Annotated in this window: 29 protein-coding genes; 21 read left to right on the top strand and 8 right to left on the bottom strand. The window is 61.0% G+C overall.

Annotated features, from left to right (window positions below; all coding sequences use genetic code 11):
• Window positions 1–171 precede the first annotated feature (171 nt).
• The 3 genes from FHT77_RS02085 to FHT77_RS02075 all read left to right on the top strand — a co-directional run bounded on the left by FHT77_RS02085 (window position 172) and on the right by FHT77_RS02075 (window position 3,428).
• The gene (locus FHT77_RS02085) at window positions 172–414 is read left to right on the top strand and encodes a type II toxin-antitoxin system ParD family antitoxin (RefSeq protein WP_183752084.1); all 243 of its coding nucleotides are present in this window, start codon (window positions 172–174) and stop codon (window positions 412–414) included.
• A 135-nt stretch (window positions 415–549) separates the two neighbouring features.
• Entirely contained in the window at window positions 550–2,355 is a 1,806-nt protein-coding gene (locus FHT77_RS02080; RefSeq protein WP_183752082.1) for a GGDEF domain-containing protein, read from the top strand.
• A 77-nt stretch (window positions 2,356–2,432) separates the two neighbouring features.
• Complete coding sequence (locus tag FHT77_RS02075; protein WP_183752080.1) at window positions 2,433–3,428, top strand: NAD(P)H-quinone oxidoreductase; 996 nt, start codon at window positions 2,433–2,435, stop codon at window positions 3,426–3,428.
• Between the two features lie 15 nt (window positions 3,429–3,443).
• Here the strand turns inward: FHT77_RS02075 and FHT77_RS02070 are convergent, their stop codons facing one another.
• Window positions 3,444–4,877: an MFS transporter gene (locus FHT77_RS02070; protein WP_183752078.1), complete on the bottom strand. Its 1,434-nt coding sequence runs from the start codon at window positions 4,875–4,877 to the stop codon at window positions 3,444–3,446.
• Window positions 4,878–4,988: 111 nt separating this feature from the next.
• On the opposite strand from FHT77_RS02070, the gene FHT77_RS02065 reads away from it, so the two are divergent.
• From FHT77_RS02065 to FHT77_RS02055, 3 genes are all read left to right on the top strand, one after another.
• Entirely contained in the window at window positions 4,989–5,609 is a 621-nt protein-coding gene (locus FHT77_RS02065) for a helix-turn-helix transcriptional regulator (protein WP_183752076.1), read from the top strand.
• A gap of 96 nt (window positions 5,610–5,705) precedes the next feature.
• Window positions 5,706–6,713 carry an asparaginase gene (locus FHT77_RS02060; RefSeq protein WP_183752074.1) on the top strand — a complete coding sequence of 336 codons (1,008 nt, stop codon included), beginning with the start codon at window positions 5,706–5,708 and terminating at the stop codon, window positions 6,711–6,713.
• A 139-nt stretch (window positions 6,714–6,852) separates the two neighbouring features.
• The gene (locus tag FHT77_RS02055) at window positions 6,853–7,602 is read left to right on the top strand and encodes a hypothetical protein (RefSeq protein WP_183752072.1); all 750 of its coding nucleotides are present in this window, start codon (window positions 6,853–6,855) and stop codon (window positions 7,600–7,602) included.
• Here FHT77_RS02055 and FHT77_RS02050 read toward each other — a convergent pair.
• Window positions 7,577–8,332 (bottom strand): DeoR/GlpR family DNA-binding transcription regulator, encoded by a 756-nt coding sequence (locus tag FHT77_RS02050; RefSeq protein WP_183752070.1) that lies wholly within the window; start codon window positions 8,330–8,332, stop codon window positions 7,577–7,579. The genes FHT77_RS02055 and FHT77_RS02050 overlap by 26 nt on opposite strands.
• Window positions 8,333–8,453: 121 nt before the next feature.
• Here FHT77_RS02050 and FHT77_RS02045 point away from each other — a divergent pair, with 121 nt between their 5' ends.
• Both FHT77_RS02045 and FHT77_RS02040 read left to right on the top strand, forming a co-directional pair.
• Window positions 8,454–8,810, top strand: coding sequence for a DUF4406 domain-containing protein (locus tag FHT77_RS02045; RefSeq protein ID WP_183752068.1), 357 nt, complete (start codon window positions 8,454–8,456; stop codon window positions 8,808–8,810).
• A 91-nt stretch (window positions 8,811–8,901) separates the two neighbouring features.
• Window positions 8,902–9,519 (top strand): glutathione S-transferase family protein, encoded by a 618-nt coding sequence (locus FHT77_RS02040; protein WP_183752066.1) that lies wholly within the window; start codon window positions 8,902–8,904, stop codon window positions 9,517–9,519.
• A gap of 51 nt (window positions 9,520–9,570) precedes the next feature.
• Here the strand turns inward: FHT77_RS02040 and FHT77_RS02035 are convergent, their stop codons facing one another.
• Window positions 9,571–9,924, bottom strand: coding sequence for an MmcQ/YjbR family DNA-binding protein (locus FHT77_RS02035; RefSeq protein ID WP_183752064.1), 354 nt, complete (start codon window positions 9,922–9,924; stop codon window positions 9,571–9,573).
• 357 nt (window positions 9,925–10,281) lie between these two features.
• Here FHT77_RS02035 and FHT77_RS02030 point away from each other — a divergent pair, with 357 nt between their 5' ends.
• A complete protein-coding gene (locus FHT77_RS02030; protein ID WP_183752063.1) occupies window positions 10,282–11,178 on the top strand; it encodes a LysR substrate-binding domain-containing protein in 897 nt (298 codons plus the stop codon).
• On the opposite strand, the gene FHT77_RS02025 is transcribed toward FHT77_RS02030, so the two are convergent.
• Window positions 11,179–11,838 carry a glutathione S-transferase family protein gene (locus FHT77_RS02025; protein ID WP_183752061.1) on the bottom strand — a complete coding sequence of 220 codons (660 nt, stop codon included), beginning with the start codon at window positions 11,836–11,838 and terminating at the stop codon, window positions 11,179–11,181. It lies immediately after the preceding gene.
• A gap of 98 nt (window positions 11,839–11,936) precedes the next feature.
• On the bottom strand, window positions 11,937–13,310 hold the full coding sequence (locus tag FHT77_RS02020; protein ID WP_183753839.1) for a TIGR03808 family TAT-translocated repetitive protein: 1,374 nt from the start codon (window positions 13,308–13,310) through the stop codon (window positions 11,937–11,939).
• Between the two features lie 110 nt (window positions 13,311–13,420).
• Here FHT77_RS02020 and FHT77_RS02015 point away from each other — a divergent pair, with 110 nt between their 5' ends.
• The 5 genes from FHT77_RS02015 (at window position 13,421) to FHT77_RS01995 (ending at window position 18,931) form a co-directional block, all read left to right on the top strand.
• Window positions 13,421–14,431 (top strand): ligase-associated DNA damage response exonuclease, encoded by a 1,011-nt coding sequence (locus FHT77_RS02015; protein ID WP_183752059.1) that lies wholly within the window; start codon window positions 13,421–13,423, stop codon window positions 14,429–14,431.
• Entirely contained in the window at window positions 14,431–16,059 is a 1,629-nt protein-coding gene (locus FHT77_RS02010) for a cisplatin damage response ATP-dependent DNA ligase (RefSeq protein ID WP_183752058.1), read from the top strand. Before FHT77_RS02015 ends, FHT77_RS02010 begins: the two co-directional genes overlap by 1 nt.
• Window positions 16,060–16,169: 110 nt before the next feature.
• The gene (locus FHT77_RS02005) at window positions 16,170–17,093 is read left to right on the top strand and encodes a S9 family peptidase (RefSeq protein ID WP_183752056.1); all 924 of its coding nucleotides are present in this window, start codon (window positions 16,170–16,172) and stop codon (window positions 17,091–17,093) included.
• A 114-nt stretch (window positions 17,094–17,207) separates the two neighbouring features.
• The gene (locus FHT77_RS02000) at window positions 17,208–18,044 is read left to right on the top strand and encodes a L,D-transpeptidase (RefSeq protein WP_183752054.1); all 837 of its coding nucleotides are present in this window, start codon (window positions 17,208–17,210) and stop codon (window positions 18,042–18,044) included.
• A gap of 167 nt (window positions 18,045–18,211) precedes the next feature.
• The gene (locus FHT77_RS01995) at window positions 18,212–18,931 is read left to right on the top strand and encodes a L,D-transpeptidase (protein ID WP_114711925.1); all 720 of its coding nucleotides are present in this window, start codon (window positions 18,212–18,214) and stop codon (window positions 18,929–18,931) included.
• 115 nt (window positions 18,932–19,046) lie between these two features.
• Here the strand turns inward: FHT77_RS01995 and FHT77_RS01990 are convergent, their stop codons facing one another.
• A complete protein-coding gene (locus FHT77_RS01990) occupies window positions 19,047–19,313 on the bottom strand; it encodes a DUF1127 domain-containing protein (RefSeq protein WP_183752052.1) in 267 nt (88 codons plus the stop codon).
• Window positions 19,314–19,500: 187 nt separating this feature from the next.
• Here FHT77_RS01990 and FHT77_RS01985 point away from each other — a divergent pair, with 187 nt between their 5' ends.
• Entirely contained in the window at window positions 19,501–20,325 is an 825-nt protein-coding gene (locus tag FHT77_RS01985; protein ID WP_183752050.1) for a winged helix-turn-helix domain-containing protein, read from the top strand.
• Window positions 20,326–20,358: 33 nt separating this feature from the next.
• Here the strand turns inward: FHT77_RS01985 and FHT77_RS01980 are convergent, their stop codons facing one another.
• Window positions 20,359–20,826 (bottom strand): MarR family winged helix-turn-helix transcriptional regulator, encoded by a 468-nt coding sequence (locus FHT77_RS01980; protein WP_183752048.1) that lies wholly within the window; start codon window positions 20,824–20,826, stop codon window positions 20,359–20,361.
• 123 nt (window positions 20,827–20,949) lie between these two features.
• Here FHT77_RS01980 and FHT77_RS01975 point away from each other — a divergent pair, with 123 nt between their 5' ends.
• The 3 genes from FHT77_RS01975 to FHT77_RS01965 all read left to right on the top strand — a co-directional run bounded on the left by FHT77_RS01975 (window position 20,950) and on the right by FHT77_RS01965 (window position 22,559).
• Window positions 20,950–21,372 (top strand): organic hydroperoxide resistance protein, encoded by a 423-nt coding sequence (locus tag FHT77_RS01975; protein ID WP_016553156.1) that lies wholly within the window; start codon window positions 20,950–20,952, stop codon window positions 21,370–21,372.
• An 88-nt stretch (window positions 21,373–21,460) separates the two neighbouring features.
• Window positions 21,461–21,844, top strand: a complete 384-nt coding sequence (locus tag FHT77_RS01970) for an antitoxin Xre-like helix-turn-helix domain-containing protein (protein ID WP_183752046.1) — start codon at window positions 21,461–21,463, stop codon at window positions 21,842–21,844.
• On the top strand, window positions 21,804–22,559 hold the full coding sequence (locus FHT77_RS01965; protein WP_183752044.1) for an RES family NAD+ phosphorylase: 756 nt from the start codon (window positions 21,804–21,806) through the stop codon (window positions 22,557–22,559). The genes FHT77_RS01970 and FHT77_RS01965 overlap by 41 nt, the downstream gene beginning before the upstream one ends.
• 14 nt (window positions 22,560–22,573) lie before the next feature.
• Here FHT77_RS01965 and FHT77_RS01960 read toward each other — a convergent pair whose 3' ends face one another.
• Window positions 22,574–23,020: a MarR family winged helix-turn-helix transcriptional regulator gene (locus FHT77_RS01960; RefSeq protein WP_183752042.1), complete on the bottom strand. Its 447-nt coding sequence runs from the start codon at window positions 23,018–23,020 to the stop codon at window positions 22,574–22,576.
• An 88-nt stretch (window positions 23,021–23,108) separates the two neighbouring features.
• Between FHT77_RS01960 and FHT77_RS01955 the strand changes: the two genes are divergently transcribed.
• The 3 genes from FHT77_RS01955 (at window position 23,109) to FHT77_RS01945 (ending at window position 25,194) form a co-directional block, all read left to right on the top strand.
• Window positions 23,109–23,837: a thioredoxin family protein gene (locus FHT77_RS01955; RefSeq protein ID WP_183753837.1), complete on the top strand. Its 729-nt coding sequence runs from the start codon at window positions 23,109–23,111 to the stop codon at window positions 23,835–23,837.
• Window positions 23,838–23,869: 32 nt separating this feature from the next.
• Window positions 23,870–24,337 carry a DUF1579 domain-containing protein gene (locus FHT77_RS01950; RefSeq protein ID WP_183752040.1) on the top strand — a complete coding sequence of 156 codons (468 nt, stop codon included), beginning with the start codon at window positions 23,870–23,872 and terminating at the stop codon, window positions 24,335–24,337.
• 77 nt (window positions 24,338–24,414) lie between these two features.
• A complete protein-coding gene (locus tag FHT77_RS01945) occupies window positions 24,415–25,194 on the top strand; it encodes a VOC family protein (RefSeq protein WP_183752038.1) in 780 nt (259 codons plus the stop codon).
• The last annotated feature ends 241 nt before the right edge of the window (window positions 25,195–25,435 follow it).

Below are 25,435 nucleotides of genomic sequence, written 5' to 3'. Positions count from 1 at the left end.
TTCACAGGCTCCCATCACGGACTGTTTCTTTTTTGACAAGTATGTGAGGGAGGGCTAAAATTTCCCCATCAAGAGGCGGCCCGAGGCGGCGGCGCGCGTCGGTAATGCCGTGGACGGGACAACCGTCCCCCGACCGGGCATACGTGCCCACGAGGTAAAGGGAGGAATCTCATGCCGATGGTCACCGTATCCATCTCACCGTTGCAGGCTGCCGATATCCGGGCCGCCGTTGACGACGGCAGCTACGCATCGAGCAGCGAAGTCGTGCGCGAGGCCCTTCGCATGTGGGACGCCGCCCGCAAACTCGGCGGATACCACGAAGAGATGTTCGATCAGAGCAGGGCTCCGCGTGGCGGCCGGTGTGTGGCCGACATGTTTGCCGATCACGAGGCCGAGCACCGGCGCACTGCCTGACCAAGTCGTTGATTGATCGATAAAATTCGATCTAAACGGCCGGCTTTCACAAAAGTTTCACATTCGGGAAAGGGTTCGTTGATCCTTCTCCGCCAGTGTCCCTGCGCAAAACAATAAGACACAGTGGAGATTGGCATGTCTTTGGCTGCCACCGTCGATCCGGCGCTTGTTCGTCGTTACGCCAGCGATCAGATCGTGACCCTTGCGAAACTCGTTATCGAGAATGCGTTCCAGCCCATCGTGGAGGCAGGGACGGGTGTCGTATTTGGCTATGAATCCCTGATGCGAGGACAGGAGCGCATTGGTTTCAACTCTCCGGTCGAAATCCTCGACGAGGCTCACAAGAACCAGCAGCTTCTGCAACTCGAGCAGATGGTGGCCAGTCGTGCGCTTGCGAAGTTCGCCACGCTCCCGCACTTCTCCAGTTCGACGCTGTTCCTCAATCTCGATGTCCGGCTGATCCCGCATGGCGAGCGGTTGGTGGAAGGCTTGCTGCAGCATCTGAAGCTCGCCAATATTCCGCCGTCCTCGATCTGTTTTGAGTTCTCCGAGCGCTTCGACAATACCAGCGTGCCCGAGTTTGCAGCGCTCGTATCGCTGTTGCGCAGGGCCGGCTTCAAGCTGGCGATCGACGATTTCGGCGTCGGCCACGGCGAGATGAAGCTGCTCTGCGACCACCCGGTCGACTACTTGAAGATCGACCGGCATTTCATCGCCGACATCGACAGCAGCCCGCGCAAGCGCCACCTCCTGAAGAACATCGTCCACATTGCCCACGTCCTTGGCACCCGGGTCATCGCCGAGGGTATCGAGACCGAGGCGGAGTTCGTCGCATGCCGCGAGTTCGGCGTCGACCTTGTCCAGGGCTGGTTCATCTCCCGCCCGACAACCCATGTCACTGAATTGCAGCCCGCGTTTCCGCACCTTCTGGATCTCGGCAAGAGCAAGCGAAATCCGCAATCGCTCGACGAGATCCTGATCCGCAAGCAGATCGAGATGCTGCCGACGGTCTACGAGAACGACACGATCGACAGCGTCTTCGAGCTTTTCCGTCGCAATCCGCAGCAGGCGTTTTTCCCGGTGCTGAACGCGAACGGCGAGCCGCGTGGCATCCTGCACGAGCGGCACTTGAAGGAATACATCTACCAGCCCTTCGGTCGCGACCTCCTGAAGAATAAGGTCTACGAGCGCACCATCTCTCACTTCGTCGAGATGGCGCCGATCGTCGGCCTTGATTCCGATACCGAGCAGCTGATGGCGATCTTCGCCAACATGGAGGGCACGAACTGCCTGCTCTTGACCGACAACATGCGCTATGCGGGCGTCGTCTCGGCCGCCTCGCTCATCAAGGTGATGAACGAGAAGAAGCTGAAGACGGCCCAGGACCAGAACCCGCTGACCGGGTTGCCGGGCAACAGGGCGATCCGCGACTTCATGCGCGAAGCGAGCCTCGACGGCGACGAGAAGCGTCACTTCTGCTATTGCGACTTCGACAATTTCAAGCCGTTCAACGATGCCTATGGCTTCCACCTCGGCGACCACGCGATTTCGCTCTTTGCAGCGCTGATGCGCCGCTATTTCTTCGCCGAGCGTCATTTCCTCGGGCATGTTGGCGGTGACGATTTCTTCATCGGCGTCCGCGGCTGGACCAAGGACGAACTGACCGAGATTCTCGACCGGCTGATCAGCGATTTTCACGACGATGTGCTCGGCCTCTACTCCGACACCGATCGCGCCGCTGGCCGCATTCGCGGCCATGACCGCGCCGGTGTTGAGGCGCTGTTCCCGCTGATGCGTTGCTCGATCGGTGTGCTCGAATTGCCGGAAGGTCTGGTCATCGACGACATCAATCGCGTCAGCGCCGAAATCGCCCACATCAAGGCCGAGGCGAAGGAAAGCGACGAGGGGCTTGTCTTCCATCTTCTGGGCGAGACGAATTGACGCCACCCGCTCTTCCTGCCTTCTCAAGTCCGAAGCGCTGAACTATCTCACTGCTTTCGGAACGAGGAGACCGGACCATGTCTTTGCCCACGCAGATGCGCTTCATCGACCTGCCGAGCTTCGGCGCGCCTGAAGTGATGCGGATTGCCTCCGGATCCTTGCCGATCCCGTCGGAGGGGCAGCTTCTTGTTCGCACCGAGGCGATCGGCGTCAATCGGCCCGACGTCGCTCAGCGTCAGGGCATTTATCCGCCGCCAAAGGATGCCAGCCCCATTCTGGGACTTGAGTTGGCAGGCGAGATCGTCGCCATCGGTGCTGGTGTCAGGGATTTTGCCGTCGGCGACAAAGTCTGCGGCCTGGCCAACGGCGGCGCCTACGCCGAATATTGCCTGCTGCCCGCCGGCCAGGCGCTGCGGTTCCCAAAGGGTTACGATGCCATCAAGGCGGCCGCTCTTCCGGAAAACTACTTCACGGTCTGGGCCAATATGTTCCAGATGGCCGGGCTCACGGAAGGAGAAACGGTTCTCGTGCATGGCGGCTCGAGCGGTATCGGAACGACCGCCATCCAGCTCGCGCGGGCCTTCGGCGCCGAGGTCTACGCAACGGCCGGTTCGCAGGAGAAATGCGATGCCTGCGTCGAGCTCGGCGCGAAGCGGGCCATCAACTACAAGACCGAGGATTTTGCGGAGGTCATCAAGGCCGAGACCGGTCATGGGGTCGATATCATCCTCGACATGATCGGCGCTGCCTACTTTGAACGGAACGTGGCGTCGCTTGCAAAGGACGGCTGCCTCTCGATCATCGCCTTTCTCGGCGGCGCTGTCGCGGAAAAGGTCAATCTGGCGCCGATCATGGTCAAACGGCTGACGATCACCGGCTCGACGCTGCGCCCGCGCACGCCTGAGGAAAAGCGCGCGATCCGCGACGATCTCCTTTCCCAGGTCTGGCCGCTTCTCGATCAAGGCAAGCTTGCGCCCGTTATCGATACCGTCGTTGCTTTCGAAGACGTCGCCGACGCGCATAGGCTGATGGAAACGAGCGGTCACATCGGCAAGATCATGCTGCGTTTGTGACCGCTCGCACGTTGCTCACCGGGCCTGCCGTTCGGTGGGCGACGAGAGGGTTAGAGACGTGGCGACGGCAATCAGGCCGGGAAGGGCCATCAGGACATAGAGCCAATGGGCAGCCGAGACGCTGCCGGCGACCCCGCCGGGGTTCACCAGTCCGGTGCTGTTGACGATCACGCCGGCAACCGCGGCGCCGAAGGCACTGCCGAGAGACTGCACTGTCGAAATCGCGGCTGAGGCCTTGTCCTGTTCGGAGTTGTCGACAAGGCTCAGGATCTTGGTCACCAGATGCGCCCAGCCAAGGCCTACACCAAAGCCCATCAGGAACATGCCGATGACGGCAGGGCCGAGAATGGCAAGGTTGCCGGATTGGTTGTCCGCAGCGAGGAAAAGGGTCAGGGACGCGACCGCAACCATCTCGATCACGCAACCGGCGACGATGGCGGTGTTGGCCCGGCGTCCCGAGAGTGTTCCGCTGAAGAAGGCCGCAAAGGTCCAACCGAGGGCGACAAGCGCAGTCAAATAGCCCGACACCAGCGGCGTTACGGCGTGCAGCACCTGCAGGAAATACGGAATATAGATGTCGCTTGTCAGCACCAGCAGCAGCACGAACATCGTCAGATAGACGCGCGCCACCGGCTTTGCGAGCGTTACGGCGCCTGTCGGCAGCAGACGGTTCCTGCCGCGCCGCTCGACAGTCAGCATCGAAACGATCATGACGATTGACGCTGCAATCAGCAACGCCTTGAAGTTGGTTTCGTCGATCGTTCCGGCGATGCTGACCACCAGTACGGCCGCAAGCAGCAAGGCAATCTGTAGGATCGGCGTCTTGCCGTGGGCGCGATCGTCCTCTGCGCGCGGCAGCAACCACGGTGCAAGCGACGCCATCAGCACGCAGAGCGGAACGAGCAGCATGAAGGCGTGGCGCCACGCGCTGCCCTCGGAAAACAGGCCTCCCAGACTGGGACCGAGCAAGGTCGAAACGCCCCAGATGGCTGCATAGAGCGTCGACGCCTTCTGCCACAGCGGCTCGGGGTAGGCGTAGCGAATGAAAGCATAGGCAAGCCCGGCAAGAATGCCGGCCCCGAAACCCTGTACTGTGCGCCCGACCAGCACCAATGGCATCGCCGGAGCGAGCGCGCAGACCAGGCTGCCGACACCGAATATGAGTGCGCCTGCGACGTAGACGCTGCGCAGACCGATGCCTCGCGGGCGCGTTGCGACGAAGATCGATCCAAGGACCGCAGCGGCAACAAAGAGAGTCGTCATCCACGACAGCAGTTCGAGCCCGCCGATGTCGCGAACGATCGACGGCGCAATTGTCGCGGTGATGTAGGTCTCTACGGCGTAGAGGGTGACACCACCACCGAGCATCAGCGTCGCCGGCAGCAGCGGCGCGGAAAACAGATGGAAGACGGAGGGCTTGTCTGCAGAAATCTCGTCAATGTCGGTCATCAGTGTTCATGCCTTGCGTGCTTCCGGGGATATGCATTATTTTTTTGCAAGTTATTCTTTGGAAAAATACACCGGCATGCTATTAAAGCAAGCGTCAACTTGGAAAAATAGATGAAGCAATCGCCGGCCAACCGAATCCTGCTGCTGATCAAGACGGAAGGGCCGCAACTTGCCGCGACGGTTGGGACCAAGCTCGCCATTTCCTCGGAGGCTGCCCGCCAGCAATTGACGAAGATGGCGGAGGAGGGGTTGGTCGAAGCGGTCAGCGAAGCCACGGTCGGCAGGGGCAGGCCGCGGCAACTGTGGAGCCTCACGCCCGCTGGCAACCAGACCTTTCCCGATGGGCATGCAGAACTCACCGCCTCGATCCTGACCACGCTGGTTGCGCAGCTGGGGACGCCGGCCCTGGATGCCGTCATTTCCGCTCGTGAGGCCGACACCCTCAAGCGATATCGCGAGCAGGTGGATGCACCGGACCTTCAATCCCGCGTGCGGCAGCTCGCTGCCATACGTACCAGCGAAGGATATATGGCCGATAGCTGGCAGGAAGCGGACGGCTCGCTGCTGCTGGTCGAAAACCATTGCCCGATCTGCGCCGCCGCAAGCGTTTGTGCCGGCTTCTGTCGCTCTGAACTGGATACGTTTAGATCCGTGCTCGGCGCCAAGGTCGAGCGCCAGGAGCACATCCTGCTTGGCGCCCGCCGCTGTGCCTATCGCATCACGCCACTCTAACCGCGGTAGCGAGCCGCAGGAGCGCCGAAAGGCAATTGCATTATCGACGCGACTCGTTATGCGTGACGCATTCGCGCTAATGATCAGGACTATGCCATGACCAATCCCGTCACAGTCGAAGTCACCCGAGGCTCGCTCGTCGAAAGCCGGCATCGCGGCGCCATCGTCGCTGTGGATGGCGATGGAAAGATCGTGTTCTCGATCGGCGACGTCGACGCGCCGACCTTCCCGCGTTCGGCCTGCAAGGCGATGCAGGCGCTGCCGCTGATGGAAAGTGGTGCGGCGGATGCCTATGGCTTCGGCGACAAGGAATTGGCGCTCGCCTGCTCTTCGCACAATGGCGAGGACGAGCATGTCTCGCTTGCCGCCTCCATGCTGGCGAAAGCCGGTCGCGATGTCGAAACGCTGGAATGCGGCGCGCATTGGTCCTCGAGCCAAAAGGTACTGATCCACCAGGCGCGTGCCATGGAGAGGCCGACGGCATTGCATAACAACTGCTCCGGCAAGCATGCCGGCTTCATCTGCGCCTGCTGCCATCAGGACATCGATCCGAAGGGATATGTAGGCTACGACCATCCGCTGCAGGCCGAAATTCGAGGCGTCATGGAAAGCCTGACGGGTGCAGCGCTCGGCCATGACAACTGCGGCACGGATGGTTGCTCCATCCCGACCTATGCGGTTCCCTTGCGCGGCCTGGCGCATGGCTTTGCCAAGATGGCAACCGGCAATGGCCTCGAGCCGCTTCGCGCCAAGGCCTCCCGGCGGCTGTTTGATGCCTGCATGGCCGAGCCCTTCTATGTGGCCGGCACCGGCCGTGCCTGCACTGCGCTGATGGAGGCCGCACCGGGCCGCATCTTCGCCAAGACGGGGGCTGAAGGTGTCTTCTGCGCAGCGATCCCCGAGCAGGGGATCGCGATCGCCATCAAGTGCGACGATGGCCATTCGCGTGCCTCAGAAGCGATGGTCGCGGCAGCGCTCAGCCGCTTCTTCGGCAAGGACGATCCGATTCGCGCGAATTTGGCCGCGATGGCGACCGTCCAGATGCACAATTGGAACGGTATTCACGTTGGCGACATTCGCGCGGCGGCTGCGCTGACCGCTTAAGCCGTTCCGGAACGGAACAGTCGCGCCGCAAGAATAGAATTCGCTAATGTATGTGAAACTACAGCCCACGAGAACGGATGCGGTTTTTGAGGGGTGAGTTACCCTTTGCCCAGTACATCGAACGCCATGAGGGCAGGATATGTTTGCGGGCCGCTATCTTTGGTGGATGTTGATCGCCATCGCGATCTTCCTCTTTTTCACAATGTGTTTCGACTACGTCACCTGGCTGACGGTCGTTTCCTCGGGCTGCGCCCATGTCGCCGGCTCCTGTGGCCCGATCATCGTCACCATGACCGGATCGATGAAGCCGTCGGGCGTCTATCTCGCGGGTGCCATCATCCTCGTCGTTACGCTTGCCCGCGTCCACTATCTGTCGATGAACTGGGCCTGGGGCGTCGTCGTCGCAATCTGGTTCGTGGCATCGGCGCCGTTCCCGCTGCTGCTCGCCAGTGGCTGGACTGGCCAGTTGAAGCCGGAGACTGTGTTGGACGGGCTGCCGGTGGCGTTCCTGTTCCTCGTCGTCTTCTGCGCCTATATCGGCTGGGCGTTCGAAGACAGCGGCGCGCGGCCGCTCGGAGCATGGCGGGCGCTGCGTATGATCATTCGCTTCTCGGCGGTCTACGGCGCCTTGCTTGCGCTGTCGGAGGCGCCAGCCTTTGCCACCATCCCCGGCCGACTGTTGGGCGACATGCGGCTCTCGGCATCGATTGCGGCGCTGCAGCCCGGACTGAACGATCTTCTGACACTCGGACGCGGGCGCGATACCTTCGCCTATGTCGTCTTTGCAGTCTTCGTCGCCGGTCTTGCCGCTAGCCTGTTGCCGCAGAACCTGGCGGAACTGAAGGCGCGTTTTGCCCAACCGTTCACGCTTCGAGGATCTCGGCAGTGAGGTTGCGATAGGGCTCGATGGCAGCCGCGGCGCTGTCGGCTGTAACGATCAGCCCCGAGACGCCGGCGATCGGCAGGATGAGGCAAGGCGAGACGCGGTCCAATTTCTCGTCCGTCAGTGGCACGTAGGTCGCCGAGGCACAGGAGGCGATGTGACGCTTGATGGCCGCTTCTTCAAAATCACCGGTCGATAGCCCCTGCACCGGATGGGCGGCCGTCACCCCGAGAAAGAAGATGTCCGGCCGAAGCTGCGAAATCGCGGTCATGGCAGCGGAGCCGACGGATACCATCGAGTGCTTGTAGAGCTTGCCGCCGATGAGGATCACACTCGCCGTCGGGTGATGTTCCAGTTCGGCGGCGATGGTCGGGCTGTGCGTTGCTACCGTAAAGGCAAATTCGCGCGGCAGCTGGCGGGCAATTTCCGCCGTCGTCGTGCCACCATCGAGAAAGATCAACTGGCCGGATCGCACGAGCGAGGCCGACTTTTTCCCGAGCCGCTCCTTGATCTCAGATGAAACGCCCTTGCGCGTCGAGAAGTCGGGAAGTTCGGGTGCAACAGGCATCGCCCCGCCGTGTACCCGTTTTAGCAAACCTTCCGCCGCCATCTCGCGGAGGTCGCGGCGGATCGTGTCCTCCGACAGCGAAAAGTCTTCGGCGACGCGCTTGGCGACAACCTGGCCGTCCCGCCGAAGAACGTCGAGGATCAATGATTTGCGCTGACTGGTGAGCATGGCCTCGATCCTGCGGTTGCACGAATTAGCATGGAATTGCACGAAATGATTCGACATTCAAGAAATATCGTGCAGTTATCTGCCGTCTCGTGCATGAGGCCGAGGAAAATGGAGCTTGATCATGTTGATTTTGATTGCTGGGCCCTACAGGTCCGGAACCGGCGACGAGCCTGTGAAAATGGCCGCCAATTTGCAGCGCCTGGAGCAGCCATCGCATAGGCTATTCAAGGCCGGTCATGTACCGATGATCGGAGAATGGGTGGCGCTCCCAATATGGAACGCCGCCGGCGGCAAAGCTGTCGGCGATGATCTCTACGAAGAGATATTTCACCCCGTCGCTGGCCGTCTGCTGCAGCTTTGCGACGGCGTGCTTCGGCTCGAAGGAGAATCGAAGGGCGCCGACAACGATGTCCGCATTGCGCGCGAACGCGGCATTCCTGTCTGGTACCGGCTCGAGGATGTGCCGGGTTGCGCTTAAGGCGGGTTGGTTTAAGGGGCCGGCTTGCCGGCCTCGATCTGTGCGTTTGCGGGCGGCCGCGCTATAAGGTCAGGATCGAAGGGAGTCGATCATGCTGACACTGTACTTTGCCCCGCACACCTGCGCGCTCGCAAGCCTGATTGCGCTGGAAGAGTCCGGCCTGCCGTTCAAGACGAAGAAGCTGAATTTTGCTGAAGCGGAGCAGCGTTCGCCTGAATATCTCGAAATCAATCCCAAGGGTCGGGTTCCCGCGCTCGTGACCGACCACGGCATCCTCACCGAAACGCCGGCAATCCTCGCATTTATCGCGCAGGTCGCACCCTCCGCACAGTTGGCGCCGCTCGATCCATTCGAGTTCGCCCGCATGCAGGCTTTCAACAATTACATCTGCTCGACGGTGCATGTGAACCACGCACACGCCCGACGCGGTAGCCGATGGGCGGATGATCCGGCTGCTCATGAGGCGATGAAGGCAAAGGTCCCGCAGACCATGACCGAATGCTTCGACCTCATCGACGCGCGGATGCTGGAAGGGCCGTGGGTGATGGGCGAATATTACTCGGTCGCCGATCCCTACCTTTTCGTCATGACCGGCTGGCTGCGGTCCGACGGCGTCGATCCGGCTCGCTTCAGGAAAGCAACGGCGCACTATGCTCAGATGATGGAACGCCCGGCCGTGCAACGGGCGTTGGAGCGCGAACAGGCCTAGCAGGCGTGCCAGATCCTGAGCAGCGCCGGAGGCAATTCGCCAGGCGTGCGCTCAGCCCTGAAAGCTCGCGGCAAGCTTCTTTGGCGCACGGAACCGCCATGCGCCAATCAGCCGTTCCTTCAGTTCGGCATCGCTGATCATGGCTGCGTGCAGGGGCATATAGGGCCAGCCGACATAGTGAGGTGTTTGATAATAGACCTCGGGCGCCATCTCGATCAGCCGTTCCTTGTCGTCGATCGAGATGCAGAGCACGATGGTCTCGTTGTTCTTGACCGCAGCGAAGGATTTGCCGCCGACCTTCAGTGCCGGGTTGCCATAGGACGTGCTCTCCTCGACGCCAGGAAGGTTGGCCTCATCAGAGAGACGCTTGAGGCGCGCAAAGATCGTGTCGACACTGTCGGTCATTGGGCTTGCTCGGACTGAAGCTCCCACAGACTAACAGATCTCTCATTCTCAAGCGCACCTTGCAAGCTGCGGCCTTTGGGGTTGCGGCTTACGGGGTTCCGGACCGAGCGGCAGATCGGCGAGCGCCGTCAACGACATGCGCGTGAGATCCGGGTGGTTCAACGGATCTTGTCTGGTATCCGCGCTGTAGGGAGGATCGAGCGTTTCGACGCTCAAGAAAAACTTTAGGAATTGCATGGCGTGCCTCGCTTCCTTGTACGGAGCAGAACGGAGCATCTCATCAACACGGAGGGATTATCGCGGTCGGTTAGGCAGGTTTCAATTGAGATTACCAATGTCGCAGTATAGAAAAACTATATGAGAAACCTGAACTCGGTTCACTTGAATGGATTGCGCGCGCTCGAGGCTGTGGGGCGGCTCGGCTCGTTGCAGGCAGCTGCAGAGGAACTGGGCGTTTCGATCGGCGCGGTCAGCCAGCAGGTCATCAAGGCAGAGGCGCAGCTCGATCACCTGATCTTCGAGCGCACGCCAAAGGGCATGGTCGCGACGGAGGCCGGCGCGCGCCTGCTGGCCGGCCTGACCGAGGGGTTCAACGCGCTGTCACAGGCCGTCGCGGCGACACAGCAACGCGACGACAGCATCCTGACGATCTCGGTGGCGCCGGTCTTCGCCGCGCGCTGGCTCGTCTATCGGCTGGATCGTTTTGCCGAAAGGCACCCTGAAATCAGCCTGCGAATGGATGCGACGACGCGGCTCGTTAATCCGGCGCTCTGCGATGTCGATGTCGGCATCCGGGTCGGCAACGGTCAGTGGTCGGACGTGAAGGCGGAACTGCTGCTGCAGCAGGAGGTCTTTCCGGTCTGTTCACCTGCGATGGCGGCGCGTCTGCACGAGCCCGCCGACATCCTGTCGGTGCCGGCGGTGATCGATGGCCGCGCCATGTTCAGCTGGGAAGTATGGATGCATGAGGCCGGGTTGTCGGGCGCAACGCTTGAGACGCGGCACGTCTTCAACGACGCGTCGCTCTGCCTCGATGCGGCTATCGCAGGGCAGGGCGTCATGCTCGCCTGGCAGACGCTTGCGGGCTTTGCCCTGCAGCAGGGGCAGTTGGTCGCGCCCTTCGGCATTCGCGCGAAAACCGGTTTCGGTCACTATTTCGTAACCGCCGCAGGCTCGCGAGAACCCAAGAAGGTGAAGGATTTCAAGGCCTGGATCCGTGAGGAAATGGCCGAGACCCTCAAGCTCTTTCCCTGATCAGATAGGTTCCTGCGATCGCGTCGCCTGCATCGCGATATAGGCCGGCCGCGACTGGCAGCGCTTGATCCAGGCGCTGATATGGGGATGGGCCTCGAACAGCGCCTGTTCCGTCTGGGCGTAGCGAAGCACTTCCGCAATATTGAGATCTGCTGCCGTGAAGCGGTTGCCGACGACGTATTCGTTGGTTGCCAGATGCTTCTCCAGCGTCGCGAACGCCTTCTTCAGCGAACGCACAGCAACACTGATCGTCGCCTTGCCCTCGTCGCTGTTCTGCTTCTCGTCGTCGTAGACATAGACGATCTTCACCGTATGCGGCTCAACCTCGGTTGCCGCCCAGATGGTCCACATCGTCATCAAACCGTCTTCCGCGACGGTTTGAGCGGCCAGTGGTCCGCCGTGCTTGCGCGCAAGGTAAAGGGTAATGGCAAGCGACTCATGCATCACAAGGTCGCCATCCCTGATGCTCGGGATCAGCGCCATTGGATTGACCGCCAGGAAATCCGGCGACAGCGTATTGATAGGTGCATCGGCGGCAAGCGGGTTGGCAAGGCGCCGCGCCTGAATGACACGCACGGACTCGAATTCCAGCCCTAGCTCCCCGGCCATCCAGTAAACGCGCGAGGCGCGCGAGCGATAGACTCCATAGATCGTCAGCATGTCGATGCTCCCCATGTTCTGTTGCTGCAGGGTAGGAGGCGAAGCGCCCCAGCGGAAGCGGCCAAACCTTATGAATCGATGAAAGCTTTTGATGCTTCTCAGGAGATGCGGTTGCGCTCGACGGTCAGTTGCGCAAAGCGCGAGGACCCGGTGGTCGCCAGTTCTCCCGACACCTTCCTGTCCCATTCGAAACCGAGGACGGCGCCGCCGGGTGTTTCCTGAAACACGTTGTCGGTGATGACGGCGGTTCCGGCGCCCTCCGCTACCGAGACAGCACAACCGACCGGCGCCTGGCGGATAATGTTTCCGGTCACGACGAGGTTGCGCAGATACGGTCCCCAGCCGAGCTGCATCCCCCAGCGTGGAGCACCTTCGATGATGTTACCGGAGACCAGTGTGTCTGCCTCGGCCGCAATGCCGATGCCGAACCCGACCTCGTGCTGATAGGGGCCTTTGAGCGTCAGGTTGCGCACGACGTTGCCGGTCACGCTCGCCAGCCTGCCGCCATGGTCGAAATTGGCAATCGAGATGCCGTTTGCCGCGCCGTCCACCATGTTGTTGGACACGATGGCACCGACAAACTCGAATTCGACATAGATCGCCGTCTCACCGGAACGCTGGCACTGGTTGCCGGTGATCTGGATGTCGGAGGCCGAATTGGCGCGGATGGCTGTAAAGGCGCAATCGGACACGTGGTTGTTTGCAACCATCACGTTGTCGGCGCGGAAGATATTGATGCCGTTGCCGTTCTGGCCGGTGCCGCCGTCATTGGCCCTGATCCGGTAGATGCGGTTGCCGTTGACGACGCTGTTGTCAGCCGCCTTCGTCCAGCGATGCACCAGAATGCCGCCATTGCCGCAGTCGAAGACCTCGTTCCCGGTGATCGAAAGCCGGTCGGATTCGACGGCGTAGATGCCGGATTGGCCGGCGCCCTGTATGCGGCTGCGCTCGATCCGGCCGCCACATCGCTCCAGCCGAACGGCATGTTTGCGGCTGCCGGCGATCTCGCAATTGTCGATCGCTACCTCGGCGACGCCGGAGAATTGCAGTAGCCCTTCGGCATCGTCGCCGAGCGAGCGATTCTGCCCGTCGAAAATGATGTTCGAGAGTTCGACGCGCTTGACGTTCTCGGCGCTGAAAAGCTTGCCACCGCCGGTGTAGACGATGCGCGATGCGCCGGGAACACCGGTGATGCGCGTATTCTCGCGCGGCACCAGATTCGAAGCTGCGTAGGTGCCGGGTGGCAGGAAAACCGGCACGTTCTCCGCCGCGGCCCGATCGATCATCTTCTGCAGGCTGGCGCTCTTGCGGTCGGCGGCATCAGGCATCGTCTTGTAGCGGACTGCGTCGATCGCGCCGCGCAGGTCGCCGTCGCGCGTCGTCGCGAAGCTGCGTGATGCCACCAGCGCAAAGGCGGATGCTCCGGCAAGGCGGAACAGGTCACGACGGGAGGTTAACGGACTTTGCTTCATTTCCGCCGTGCTGCAGGAAACGTGCCAGCGCGCCTGTTTCATTTTGGTACGGATCCGCATCTTCCTGTCGCCCACTGGCCCTTCCGTTCTTTCCCGCTATCTTTGCAGGCATGAGACCTGATGCCTTGCTCTATCCCGCCCCCGAAGGGCTCTATTGTCCCGAGGGAGGATTCTATGTGGATCCCGTGCGGCCGGTCGAGCGAGCCCTGGTCACCCACGGCCATTCCGATCATGCGCGGCCCGGCCACGTAAACGTACTGGCGACGCGCCAGACGCTCGACATCATGCAGATCCGCTATGGCGACGGCTTTTGCGCAAGCGAGCAGGCTGCGGCCTTCGGCGAGGAGATCCTGATCAACGGTGTCAAGGTCAGCTTTCATCCGGCCGGACATGTGCTTGGCTCGGCGCAGATCGCCATCGAGAAGAACGGCACCCGCATTGTCGTCTCGGGCGACTACAAGCGGCGCGCGGACCCCACCTGCGCGGCCTACGTGCCGGTCCCCTGCGATGTCTTCATCACCGAGGCGACTTTCGGACTGCCGGTTTTCCATCATCCCGATCCCGTCGATGAAATGGGCAAGCTCTGCGCCTCGCTGCGGCAGTTTCCGGAGCGGACGCATCTGATCGGCGCCTATGCACTCGGCAAGGCGCAGCGCGTCATCCGCCTGCTGCGCGATACCGGCTACGACCAGCCGATCTATATCCACGGCGCGATGGAAAGGCTCTGCGACTACTACATGGAGCAAGGCATCGAGCTTGGTGAGCTGCGCCCGGCGACCATTGAGAGCCGCGACAAGTCTGTCTTCAAGGGAGCCATTGTCGTCGGCCCGTCCTCCGCCTTCGCCGACCGTTGGGCGCGACGCTTCAACGAGCCTTTGCCGGCATTTGCGTCGGGCTGGATGATGGTGCGGCAGCGCGCCAAGCAGCAGGGTGTCGAACTGCCCCTGGTCATCTCCGATCATTGCGACTGGCCGGAACTGACCGAAACGATCAGCGACCTGCGCCCCGAGGAAGTGTGGGTTACGCATGGTCGCGAGGAGGCGCTGGTTCGCTGGTGTCAGTTGCAGGGCATCAAGGCCCGACCCCTCCATCTGGTCGGCTATGAAGACGAGGCCGACTGATGAAAGCATTCGCCGACCTTCTTGATCGCCTCGTGCTTACCCCCAGCCGCAACGGCAAGCTGAAACTGCTCACCGACTACTTCCGAAACGCCCCGGACCCGGATCGTGGCTATGGCCTTGCCGCCATCGCCGGCACGCTCGAAGTGCGCAACGTCAAGCCGGCCATGCTGCGCGAACTGGCGCTGGAACGGATGGACGAGGTGCTCTTCCGCTATTCCTACGATTATGTCGGCGACCTCGCGGAAACGATCTCGCTGGTCTGGGACGCCGAGAAGGACATCGAGCGGTCGGCACTTGCCCAGCCGCGACTTGGAGATGTCGTCAGGCAAATGAACGCGCTCGGGCGCACCGAAGTCCGCAGTTTCGTGCGCGACCTGCTCGATCGGCTGGACACGTCGGGGCGCTTCGCCTTCATCAAGCTCGCGACCGGGGCGCTTCGCATCGGTGTGTCCTCGCGATTGGCGAAACAGGCGCTTGCCGACATGGGCGGCCGCGACGTGACCGAAATCGAGACGCTGTGGCATGGCCTGCAGCCGCCCTACGAGCCGTTGTTTCACTGGCTGGAAGGGCATGGCGACAAGCCGGTGCTGGCAACGCCGGCAATCTTCCATTCCGTCATGCTCGCCAATCCGGTCGAGGAGGGGGATCTCGATCAGCTTGATCCCGCCGACTATGCCGCCGAGTGGAAGTGGGACGGCATTCGCGTGCAGCTGTCGCGCTCCGGCGATACGCGCAAGATCTATTCGCGTTCCGGCGACGATATATCGGGCGCGTTCCCGGATATCGTCGAATCGATCAGCTTTGACGGCGTGATGGACGGCGAGCTGCTCGTTGGTGGGACCACCCGTTCGAACAGTCCGACGCGCACCTTCTCCGATCTGCAGCAACGGCTAAACCGCAAGACGGTGACGACGAAGATGCTCGACGAATATCCGGCCTTCATCCGTGCCTACGATCTCTTGTTCGATCGCGAGGAGGACGTGCGCGGCCAATCCTATGTCGATCGCCGTGCGCGTCTTGCGGAGGTCATCGACCGAGCCCCACACGACCGCTTCGATCTCTCCCCGCTGGTTGAGTTCTCTTCGTGGGACGAACTGGATGGCTTGCGGTCGTCACCGCCGGATCCTGTCATCGAAGGCGTGATGATCAAGCGCCGTGACAGCATCTATCAGGCCGGGCGTTTGAAGGGTCCGTGGTTCAAATGGAAGCGCAATCCGTACAATGTCGATGCCGTGCTGATGTATGCGCAGCGCGGCCACGGCAAGCGCTCCAGCTATTATTCGGATTTCACCTTCGGCGTCTGGACCGAGGCGCCGGAGGGAGAACAGCTGGTGCCAGTTGGCAAGGCCTATTTCGGCTTCACCGATGCCGAGCTGGAACTGCTGGACAAGTTCGTGCGCAACAACACGACCGAGCGCTTCGGTCCGGTGCGGGCAGTCAGGGCGGACAAGGATTTCGGCTTCGTCGTGGAAGTCGCCTTCGAAGGCATCAATCGCTCGACCCGCCACAAGTCGGGGGTGGCGATGCGCTTTCCGCGGATTTCCCGGCTGCGCCCCGACAAACCGTCCTATGAGGCGGATCGCCTCCAGACGCTGGTCGCCATGATCGATGCGAAGGGAGAACGGTAGGTTTTTCTGGCGCAAAACGCCGCAGGGCCACCGTTTTCAACACAACGTGTGTTGGCTGCCGCACGCTTCCGGTGCAATTCTCGAATCGCCGGGAACCATGGAAGTGTGAAATGACGTCAGACGAAGGTAATTCTTTTCTCCGCCAGCGCCGCACGGTTCTTGCAGGCCTGGCTGGAGCCCTCCTGCTCCCGCGCATGGCAAGTGCATTCGAGGTTCCGGAGGTGCCGCGGCTGATCGATCACGATTATGCCAAGGCCCGCAAGCGCTTCCATACCAAGCTCCTGCAGAAGGGACCAGCTCCCGACAAGTACGAGCCGCTCGACGCTCCGCCGGAAGGCGACAAGATTTTTTATCGCTCGGGTTACGGCGGCGAATTGGAGCTGGTCGCCTGGGTTTCCAAGTACAAGCGTGGCAGCAAGCCGAAGCCGGGCGTTATGTTTTTGCACGGCGGAAACGCCATGGGCCTTGGCCACTGGGTTCTGCTCAAGGCCTATGTCGACGCTGGCTTCGTGGTCATGATGCCGTCTTTGCGCGGCGAGAACGGCCAGATGGGCAACTTCTCGGGCTTTTACGACGAGGTCGACGATGTACTTTCGGCCGCCGACCGGCTGCAGCATCTTCCGGGCGTCGATGGCGACCGCCTGTTCGTCGCCGGCCACAGCATCGGTGGTACGCTGACGATGCTGGCGGCAATGAGCACCCACAAGTTCCGCGCTGCAGCGCCGATATCAGGCAATCCGGACGCATTCCGTTTCTTCAATCGCTACCCGCAGGACATTCGTTTCGACGACAGCAATGCCCACGAATTCGAGGTCCGTAGCGCGCTCTGCTATGCCAAGAGCTTCAAATGCCCCGTCCGGGTCGTCCACGGCACGGAAGAGGCGCATTTCAACGACCGCGCCGGGCTGCTTGCAAGTCGCGCACGCTCAGGCGGTGTCCGCATCGAAACGGATACGGTGACCGGCAACCACACTTCGGCGCTGCCGGCGGAGATCGAGCAGAGCATAAAGTTCTTCCACGGCGTGGCGGCCTGATAGCGGTCCGGCGTCCGGCAAATATTAGGCTGGCTCGGTGACCAGCCTCGCGCCAGCCGCAAGTGCCATCCTTGCCGCAGCTATACGTCTCGCTGTTGTCGATGAGGGTGTTTTATGACTGTTCTCAGCCGGGTGTCGCCATTTGCCGGGCTTGCGGCCGCTGCTCTTTGCCTGAGCGGCTGCAATATCCTCATTCCGGATACCGGTGCCACCGATCCCGCCCGCTTCGTGCAGGAAACATCGCCCGTCTTCTATAATCCGCCCGGTGTCGATCCCATGCGGGTCAAGCCGATCGATACGCCGGTCCCGCAGCGGCCGGGTGTGTCGCCGACGATCTATAACCAGACCTATGGCATTCCGGGCGCGAACTTTAGCCGGACCTACGGCCTGCCGGTCACCAATCCGGTGAATAGCGCCATGTACGGCCAGGTCCGCGACACGGATTTCACTTTGCCGGCCATACCGGTCAGCCGCATCGACCCGCAATATCTGCGGCAGGAGGTCGATTATCCGAGCAACGAAAAGCCCGGTACGATCGTCGTCGATACGAAGACCAAGCACCTCTACTTCATTGAACCGGGCGGCAAGGCAATGCGCTACGGTGTCGGCATCGGCCGTGAAGGCTATGCATGGTCTGGCCGCGGCGTCATTCAGTGGAAGCAGAAGTGGCCGCGCTGGACGCCGCCCGACGAAATGGTCGCGCGCCAGCCGGATGTTCGGGCCTTCTCCGCGGAAAACGGCGGCATGAATCCCGGCCTCGGAAACCCGCTCGGCGCGCGTGCGCTTTATATCTTCAAGGACGGGCAGGATACGCTCTACCGCATCCACGGAACGCCGGACTGGCAGTCGGTCGGAAAGTCCACATCGTCGGGCTGCGTCCGCATGCTGAATCAGGATGTGGTCGACCTTTATGACCGCGTTCCGGCAAAGACCGAAATCGTCGTGATGTAGTCGCGCAACAGCACTGGTGATATCGTCTCGCGGTAGGCGGACACGACTTCGTGAGGTGGTGGTTTATTTAACGTATGGCGATAGATTTCTTGTCTTGTCACCGGCGTTGAGCCACCTTCCGCGAAGGGCGTTCGTCCTTCCAGCGCAACAGGAAACCAGACCCGCGTATGAGCTTCGAAAAACCCCTTTCCCGCCGCAGCTTCCTTTCCTTTTCGGCAATGACCGCAGCTTCGGCGCTGACCGGGTGTGCATCCACGGCTGGACCGCCGCCTTATTCCACGGCTCAGCCGGTCGTCATGCGCAGTCCAGTCCAGGCGCCGCAGACGCCGGGTGACGCCGAATTGGCGGTCATGTACGGCCCGATCGAGGATGGTGGCTTCCTCATTCCCGCAGTGCCGTATCAGCAGATCGATCCGCGCTTCTATCGTCAGCAGGTCGTCGATCCGACCGGCCAGGCGCCCGGCACGATCGTCGTCGATACGCCCTCGCGTTTCCTCTATCTCGTCCAGCCCGGCGGCACGGCGATGCGCTACGGCGTTGGTATCGGCCGCGAAGGCTTCGCTTGGCAGGGCTCCGGCGTCATCCAATGGCGTCAAAGGTGGCCGCGCTGGAAGCCGCCGAACGAGATGGTCGCGCGCCAGCCCGAACTCGCCAAGTATTCGATCGAAAACGGCGGCATGGAGCCGGGTCTGAAGAACCCGCTCGGCGCACGTGCGCTCTACATTTTCTCGAATGGCGAGGACACGCTCTACCGCCTGCACGGCAATCCGGATTGGCGTTCGATCGGCAAGGCAGTGTCGTCAGGCTGCGTGCGCCTGCTGAACCAGGACATCATCGACCTCTATGACCGCGTGCCGAACAAGGCGCCGGTCGTTGTTCTGCAGTGATCGATTTGCGTTTTCCCTGTCTCCCTTCACTGGGAGACAGCATCTTTCCACGGGAATAGCGTCGCCCCGGGGGAGACAGCGCTGTCTCTCCACCCCATATTTGGCCGGCCGAAATTTAACGCCATGAATAGCTGTGGGACACGATCGGGTCAGGATCGGAGCCTCTCGCGGACTCATGCCAACCGGCAAACTCGTCGTGTCTGACGATGCCGATATCGGCCAACTGCTCGTCGTCAAGCTGATCCAGCGCCCGGCACGCAGCGTGATCTGTTGGCGAATGGTGTTCCCCATGCGGGATCAGATGCGCGAGCGCGTGCCATGTTCCCGAAAACGCGGCTGTCGGCGAAAAACTGCGCACGCCATGTAGGTGCAGGAACGTCATGGTGGCCCCCCAAGTTGCAGTTGCACCGGCAAAGCCTCCCATTTACCCGTGTGGTTGTCGTGAAGTCCCGCTGAAGCGCTTTTGAAATTTCTCTGAAATTCTTTCGTTTCGATGTCGCGTTTGGATACGGTTCGTTGTCGTGGTGGGAAGCGTTTGCTAGATTGCGCGCCAACATTCGGAGCATCCAATGTCGATGTTCGAATTCGCGGGACACCAACTCGATATGCAACAGGGCCGGCTGCGCAAGGGCGGGCAGGATGTCCGTTTGCGCCCCAAATCATTGGCGTTGCTGACTTATCTGCTTGAAAATTCGGGACGCGTCGTCACTAAGGATGAATTGGTTTCAGCCGTCTGGCCCAATGTGGCCGTCACGGACGGCTCGCTCAGCCAGTGCGTGACGGACATCCGCAGGACCTTGGGTGAGGGCGCAGCAAAGCTCATCCGCACTGTTCCATGCCGCGGCTATGCGTTGGACGAGAAGCTTGTGCGGCGCAGCGAGGCTCTGCTGGCGCCAGCAGCGTTCGGTCCGTCGGGGCGGCTCTCGATCGCGGTGCTTCCGTTCACCGTCGCGGTGCCCGGGGGGCGGCACACATGGATCGCCGACGGCATTGTCGAAGACATCATCACTGCCTTGGCGAAGATTCCCGCTCTCTTTGTCACGTCGAAGAGTTTGAGCTTCGCCTATCGCGACAAGGCCGGCCGTCTGCCGGATGTGGTCAGGGCGCTGGGTGTGCACTACGTCCTCAGCGGAAGTGTTCGCGTGAGCGGCCATGAATTGCGTCTGACGACCGAGCTTGTCGATGCGCAAACCGGTGGGATTGTCTGGGCGGACCGCTTCGATCGTCATTTCGGGCAGATCTTCGCGGTTCAGGACGAAATAACAGCGGCGGTTGTCGAGCGGCTGAAGAGCGAGCTTCTGCCGCAAAACCGCGCCGCTGCCGTCATCGAAAACCAAAGAGAATTCGACCTGCCGCGCAACCACGCCGACCAAGCTGCGCTATGGGATCGGTAAGGTGCTGGCGATCCCATTGCCGGGCCGCAACCGCTATACCGCGGCCGTAAGGTTTGAACGCAGGCCTCGCAACAGGCCCCGGATCGTCCTCATTTCTTCGAGTGTGCAGCCCGCCGCCTGACCGATCGCGGTCATGATCGTGTCGATCTCGCTCCGCATCGCCAGACCTTTGTCGGTCAGTGAAACGATGACCTGGCGTTCGTCGCGGGAATCGCGGGTGCGTTTGATCAGGCCATTTTGTTCGAGCCGTTTGAGCAACGGCGACAATGTGCCCGAATCGAGATCGAGCTGTTCGCCGATCGCCTTGACCGCCTGCTCGGATTTTTCCCACAGCGCCAGCATGACGAGATATTGCGGGTAGGTGAGGCCGACCTTGTCGAGAATCGGCTTGTAGGCGCGGGTGAAGGCGTGGGCTGTCGAGTACACCGCAAAACAAAGCTGGTTCTCCAGCCGCTTTTCCTCTTCCGGAATTTCCATCGTCTTTGCCAAATGCGCTTTCATCGTCGTCCTTTCCAAGGGGCAATTCTCCTCTTTTCGAATTCTAAATGCAATTTGCAAAATTCACTTGCGTACAATTTAATTGCGCGATATACAAAATCCAACCCCAACGCAAAGGAGACTGACATGCCCATCCTCTACACGACCAAGGCTTCCGCCACCGGTGGCCGCGCAGGCCGCGCCGTTTCCGACAACGGCGTCCTCGATGTGACGCTGACCGTTCCGAAGGAACTCGGCGGCGACGGCGCGACCGGCACCAACCCTGAGCAGCTGTTTGCTGCGGGCTATTCGGCCTGCTTCCTCGGCGCTTTGAAATTTGTCGCCGGCAAGGAAAAGGTCAAGATTCCGGAAGACACCACGGTCAGCGCCAAGGTCGGCATCGGCCCGCGCGAGGATGGCACCGGCTTCGGCATCGAAGTCGCCCTGACGGTCAACATTCCTGGCCTCGACAAGCCGACCGCTGAGAAGCTGGCTGCTGCGGCCCATATCGTGTGCCCCTATAGCCACGCGATGCGCACGTCGACCGAAGTTCCGGTTACCGTTGCCTGATCAAGGACGAAAAAGAGCGCCGTGCCTTGCGGCGCTCTTTTCGTGTGAAAATAAAATGCTATATTCTTTCCAGTGAAAGGAATATGGCATGGCTATAGCACAGACCATCCCCGGTATTAGGTCTCCGGAGGCTGCCGTCATCACCAAAGCGGCCGTCAACGCAGCCGACCATCTCGGCCTCAACGCCCGAACCCTTTCGGCTGTGCTTGGTGTGTCCGAGGCGACCATCTCGCGCATGAAACGGCAGGACTATCTGCTCGAGCGCGGCTCAAAGTCTTTTGAACTCGCTATCCTGCTTGTTCGTTTGTTTCGCTCGCTCGACGCGATTGTCGGCGGCGATGAAGTCGTTGCCCGGCAATGGCTGCGCAACGCCAACGCGGCGCTCGGCGCGACGCCACTCGAAAAGATCGTCAGCATTTCCGGATTGACCGATGTCATTGCTTATCTGGACGCCCGCCGCGCTCTCGTCTGAGGCGCAGCCGATCTCGGGCAGGTTCTGGCGTCTGGTCGAGGCGCAGCACCAGATTTCGACGCTGAAGCTCGTCGACACGCTCGACGAGCAGGCGTTGCTCGAAACCTTGCTCGAGGAAAGCAAACCGGCGCTGCCGCCGGAATGCATCGGCCTCGACTACCTGCTTGCAACGCCCTTCCGTTATGGTGCCGTCTACCCGCATGGATCGCGTTTCCGCCGGGCAGGGCGCACGGCTGGTGTCTTCTATGCGTCTGAGCGGGTGGAAACCGCGCTTGCGGAAATGGCCTTCTATCGGCTGCTGTTCTATTCTGAATCACCGGCGACGCAGTTTCCCGCCAATGCCGCCGAATACACTGCCTTTGCCGCCGCGATAGCCACGCCATCCGCCATCGACCTCATGCGGCCGCCGCTCGACGCCGATCGTTCGATATGGACGGATCCTCAGAATTATGGCCCGTGCCAGGCTCTCGCCGACGCTGCGCGCGAGGCCGGTTGCCAGGCAATTCTCTATGAATCCGTGCGCGACCCGCAGCGTGGCCGCAACATCGCGCTTCTGACGGCAGCGGCATTTGTCGCTCGCGAGCCGGTCGAGCGCCAGACATGGAGGATCCGGCTTTCGGGTATTGGCGTCCAGGCGCTTTGTGATTTCCCGAAAGTCAGAGTTGGATTCTCGATGGAGGATTTCGCCGGCGATCCGCGAATGGCGCGCGACTGACGCCAACTATTTCTTCATGCGAGCGCCTGCAGGTCGCGTCGCAGCCGCCCCATGTCGCCATCCGGGAGCGCATCTTCAAGGCTCGCATGAGTGCTTTCCCAGATCGGCACTGCGGCCGCAAGCACCGCCTTTCCCTCCGGCGTCAGGCTTAACAGGCGTCGGCGCTTGTCTTTCGCGTTCTGGGTTACATTTACCCAACCACGGCGCTGCAATGGTTTCAGCGCCGCCGTCAATGTCGTCTGATCCATTGCGAGCAGGGTCGCGACCGGTCCCATCGGCGGCGGCTCCGGGCGGTTCAGCGACATCATCAGCGAGAACTGGCCGTTGGTGAGCCCGACAGGGCGAAGGGCATCGTCGAATAGCCGCGCCAGTGCGCGCGCTGCCCGTTGCACATGCAGGCAGAGGCACGTGTCGCGCACCAGAAGCGTCGTTGAAAAAGGAATCTCTACCGCGTTTGACATGCCCAATTTCTATTGATATCAATGTAATTAGTCAAGGAAAAGGAGCATGGAACGCAACGTCCGATCGCGCCGGAGGAGGGCGCACGTGATGCAGAACCAAGTCGTTTCCCGTGAAGAATGGCTGGAAGCCCGCCGCTCGCTGCTTCTCAAGGAGAAGGAAGCAACGCATCTGAGGGATAAGGTCAATGCCGAACGCATGGCCTTGCCCTGGGTGAAGGTTGATAAGAATTACGTCTTCGATACGCTGCAGGGAAAGAAAAGCCTTGCCGAACTCTTCGATGGCCGCAGCCAGCTTTTAATCTATCATTTCATGCTTGGCCCGGATTGGCAGGCCGGCTGCCCTGGATGCTCGTTCCTATCCGATCATGTCGATGGAACACTGCCGCATCTGAACAACCACGATGTCACTTGGGTCGCGGTTTCGCGGGCGCCGCTTGCCAAGATAGAGGCTTACAAGAAGCGCATGGGGTGGAAATTCCCCTGGGTTTCATCTTTCGAAAACAGCTTCAACTTTGACTACCACGTCTCCTTCAGCCCGGAAGATCTGGCGAAGGACAAGGTTTTCTACAATTTCGAGGCAATCGATCCGGCCAACGCCCATGACGAGCTGCCCGGTCTCAGCGCGTTCTACAAAAGCGAAAGCGGTGAGATCTTCCATACGTATTCCACCTATGCCCGTGGTCTTGAGGAAGCAGTCGGCACCTTGATGATCCTCGATCGCGCGCCGAAAGGCCGCAACGAAGACAGCACGATGGATTTCGTCAAGCGTCACGACGAATACGAACCGGCGAAGACTGCGCCATCCAGCTGTCACTGAGATCTGCAACCATCCTCCAAGGGAGAAGGACGATGCAGCAAGCGAAAGTTCTGGAGGAGCACGAGTTCCTGGAAGACCTCGTCGGTGTCTGGGAGGTGACGGCGCCCGAGATGACGGGGCAGGAGCCGTGGACCGAGATCGTGCGCTCGCTTCACGGCATTTGGTTCGTCGCCGAGGGCGCCGGCCAGATGCCCGGCGGTGGCGCGGCAACGACGGTGCTCACCCTGGGCTATAGCGCCGAGAAGGGAAAATACGTTGGCACCTGGATCGGCACCATGATGGACCACATTTGGGTTTACGAGGGTGAGGTCTCCGACGACGGCAAGATCCTGAATCTATACACGACGGGTCCCGATTTCACGGACGCAAACAAGCTCGCCGATTACCGCGAGCAGATCATCTTCCATGATCGCGACCACCGCACGTTCAACTCCGCCGCTAGGCAGCCAGACGGCTCCTGGAAGCAATTCATGGAAGCGCACTATATCCGCAAGCCTTAGTTGCGGGTGGATCGAACGGCATCGTTTGATACGAGGCCGTTCCCAACCGAACGGAAGCATCGCAAATGGAGAACCCGATGTCCGACACCCATGGAAAATTCATCTGGTGCGAATTGATGACGCCGGATCCCAAGGCGGCCGCCAATTTCTACGGCAAGGTCGTCGGCTGGACGACAAACGACATGAAGATCGAGAACCTGCCGCCTTATACAGTCTTCGAAGCCAACGGCGCTGGCGTTGCCGGCCTCATGGATTTTCCGGCAGAGTTGGAAGGCAAGGGTATTCCGCCGAATTGGACAGGCTATGTCGCGGTCGACGACGTCGACAAGTCCGCCAAGGACTTTGCCGCCAATGGTGGCTCGATCCGTCGTGAACCGGAGGATATTCCGACGGTCGGACGGTTTGCCGTCGTCGCCGATCTGCATGGCGCGGTGATCTGCATCATGACGCCGCTGCCGATGGACAATCAGCCTCCACCGGCACCGATGGGCACACCCGGCCATATCGGCTGGCACGAACTCTATGCCGGCAACGGTGCGGAAGCCTTCGCCTTCTACTCGAAGCTGTTCGGCTGGACGAAAGACCACGACATGGATATGGGCGAAATGGGCGCCTACACCATCTTCGCTGAACGCGGCACGCCGATCGGCGGAATGATGACCAAGCCGCCGAATGTCCCCATGCCGGCATGGGCGTATTACTTTAACGTGCCGGCCATCGATACGGCCATAGAGCGCGTCAAGGCAGGTGGGGGAACGGTGGTGAACGGCCCGATGGAAGTACCCGGCGGCAGCTGGATCATCCAGGCGATTGATCCGCAGGGCGCATTCTTCTGCCTCGTTGCGCCCGCCCGATAGGCGCGTTCAATGCCGCTTTTGATCTCAGGGCGAGCCGACCGACATCGGCTCGCCCTGAGCCGCATTTGGTGCCTCCAAGTACGCTGCCGGAAGGTGACGGAGGCAGATAAGGCGTCGAATCGAAGGCTGGAACATTCTGCGTTAGCGCCGACCGGGCGTTTGTATTTCATTAATTTTATTAGAATTTTAGCGGTTCCAGCGATATTCGGGGCTCGACCGTTAACTCTTCCTAAAACATTTT

Origin of the sequence: Rhizobium sp. BK181 (genome assembly GCF_014193305.1) — a bacterium.
Lineage (GTDB): Bacteria > Pseudomonadota > Alphaproteobacteria > Rhizobiales > Rhizobiaceae > Rhizobium.
The sequence above is the reverse complement of the archived record's forward strand: the minus strand, read 5'-3'. Positions and strand labels throughout refer to the sequence as shown.